Genomic DNA, 2,159 nt, shown 5'->3' on the forward strand with positions numbered 1-2,159 from the left:
TGAGCACATACTTAATACTCGGGGACGAAAATCGTTGGGCTATTTTTCTCCAAATGAAGTATTTTTAGCTCATCTAATGGCTGCATAACGTTTTATGGGTTTGTTGCGTTTCGACTGGGAATGGGCCAGTCCGAGAACAAGCGAACGGACGAGGAAGCGGAATATAACCATGGGTTATTTTTAGTGTTTAAGGTTGACTTTCAAGACGGTAACTAAAAGCTCTTGTAATACATTATAAGCGTTTTTTTCGATAAAAACGTTTCTGTACGGCTAAAAATTTATCGTCGCTCAAAATGCGTTTTATACGCTTTTTGATTTCTTATTGCTTTTATCTGTAAAATAAATTATTAATTTAATAAATTATTTTTTTATTAGGTTAATAATTTATTATGATAATACTATTTGGTTCTCAAAAAGGCGAAGTTGGAAAATCAACCCTTTGTGTCAATATTGCCGGATACTTGTCTTCAATAGGAAAAAATCTAATTATCGTTGATGCAGATGATCAAGGTTCTGTCATGTCTTGGTACAACAACAGAAATGAAAATCTCCCTCACATCCCTGTTATTTCTGCATCCGGAAATATAAAAAATACTCTCATAGAGCAAAACAAACATTATGATTATGTTATTTGTGATAGCGCAGGAAGAGATAGCAAAGAGTTAAGAACAGGTTTACTTGCATCAGATATCTTTATTTCTCCAATGAAACCTTCTCAAATGGACTTGGATACTATTACACACATCACTGAAGTTTTTACAGAAGCCAAAGATTGGAATGAAAAAATTAAAGGGTTCCTTCTTTTGAACATGTGCTCAACAAACCTATTTATCAAAGAAGCTAATCAGGCTGCTGAAGCGCTTTTAGAGTTCCCTCAATTTTCACTAACAAAAAATAGAATTTTCGATAGAAAAATATATCGTGACACATGGGCTGAATCTATCACTGTCATTGATGCTGATAATGAAAAAAGCAAAAATAGAAATTAAAAATTTAGTTAATGAGGTGATTCTGTGAGAGTAAGAAATAAATCAAAAACAGAAGATGATTTTATTAATGGCTCATTTTCTGAGAATAAAAACGACATGGAGAAAGGTAAAAAAGAAGAAAATAAATGTAAACCTTTTTCCATCAGTCTGAATGATGAATATTTTCAATTAATAAACAGAAATATTCAATTTGCAGTTAAAGAAAATTTGATAGGTACTTCACGTTCAGATGTTATTAAAGCGGCATTGATCGCTTTTGAACAATTATCGGATAAAGAAAAAATTAATTTATTAATCAAATAAATTATTAATCACGGAGTAGATAATGGCAAGCAGAGGAATTAACAAAGTCATTTTAATCGGTCATCTGGGTGATAAACCGATTGTTAGATATTCACCAGACGGGTCATGTTTTGCTACTTTTTCACTAGCAACGAATGAATCTTGGCAGGATAAACAAACTGGTGAACAACGGGAAAAAACAGAGTGGCATAGAGTCTTTATTACAGGTAAATTGGCTGAAATTGCAGGTCAATATCTCGATAAAGGACGTCAAGTTTATGTTGAAGGACAATTGCGAACCAGAAAGTGGCTAGACGAAAGAAGTGGAGAAGAACGATATTCCACAGAAGTTTTTGTGGGTATTCAGGGGACATTTCAAATGTTGGGGAGTAAGAACGGAGATTCAGTAACACCTCAAGTTTTTCAGCCAAAACATTCAATACGTAATACACCGCAACCTAATCAAAGTAATGAATCATCAATTCCTGATTTTGATGATGATATTCCCTTCTAGCGTTCCAAAAATAAAATCGTCCACGTCTTGTATCTTGTTTTTTGTGATAGTTAGCTACTATCACATGAAACAGAGTGAGCTTGTTTAAACGTCTGATGGTAAAACCATGTTTCTTAGTAAAAGCCCTCTGTTTCTCCTTTCATGCCAGCATTTAAATTGAACGGTTACCGAGAGCGTTGACTCTGTATGTACAAGACGAATAGGCATGATGGTTTATTTGAAAGGAGTTTTATCATCACGAGTTTAGCAGTCTCTAAAAAAGAAGTATAAATTTAAAAACAAGAAAAAATCAGGATGTTCATATTTTGTCCGGTTATCCATGCATTAAAGATATCTATAAAATATTCTTGCAAGTAAGCAGTGTAAGATACTCT

The 2,159-nt window shown here is 33.4% G+C and carries 3 protein-coding genes; all 3 read left to right on the top strand.

All coding sequences use genetic code 11. The features are described 5' to 3' along the window. Nucleotides 1-389 precede the first annotated feature (389 nt). From CBG25_RS12095 to ssb, 3 genes are read left to right on the top strand one after another with little or no spacing between them, the layout of a single operon-like run. On the top strand, nucleotides 390-989 hold the full coding sequence (locus CBG25_RS12095) for a ParA family protein (protein ID WP_290606896.1): 600 nt from the start codon (nucleotides 390-392) through the stop codon (nucleotides 987-989). Nucleotides 990-1,013: 24 nt separating this feature from the next. Next, nucleotides 1,014-1,292 (top strand): hypothetical protein, encoded by a 279-nt coding sequence (locus CBG25_RS12100; protein WP_290606898.1) that lies wholly within the window; start codon nucleotides 1,014-1,016, stop codon nucleotides 1,290-1,292. 22 nt (nucleotides 1,293-1,314) lie between these two features. Then, nucleotides 1,315-1,785 (top strand): single-stranded DNA-binding protein, encoded by a 471-nt coding sequence (ssb, locus tag CBG25_RS12105; RefSeq protein ID WP_290606900.1) that lies wholly within the window; start codon nucleotides 1,315-1,317, stop codon nucleotides 1,783-1,785. Nucleotides 1,786-2,159: the final 374 nt, after the last annotated feature.

The sequence above is a fragment of the Arsenophonus sp. ENCA genome (assembly GCF_002287155.1).
Lineage (GTDB): Bacteria > Pseudomonadota > Gammaproteobacteria > Enterobacterales > Enterobacteriaceae > Arsenophonus > Arsenophonus nilaparvatae.

Excerpts from the sequence above, each read along its gene's own strand:
- ssb (WP_290606900.1), top strand. The coding sequence starts at position 1,315 with ATGGCAAGCAGAGGAATTAACAAAGTCATTTTAATCGGTCATCTGGGT.
- CBG25_RS12095 (WP_290606896.1), top strand. The coding sequence starts at position 390 with ATGATAATACTATTTGGTTCTCAAAAAGGCGAAGTTGGAAAATCAACC.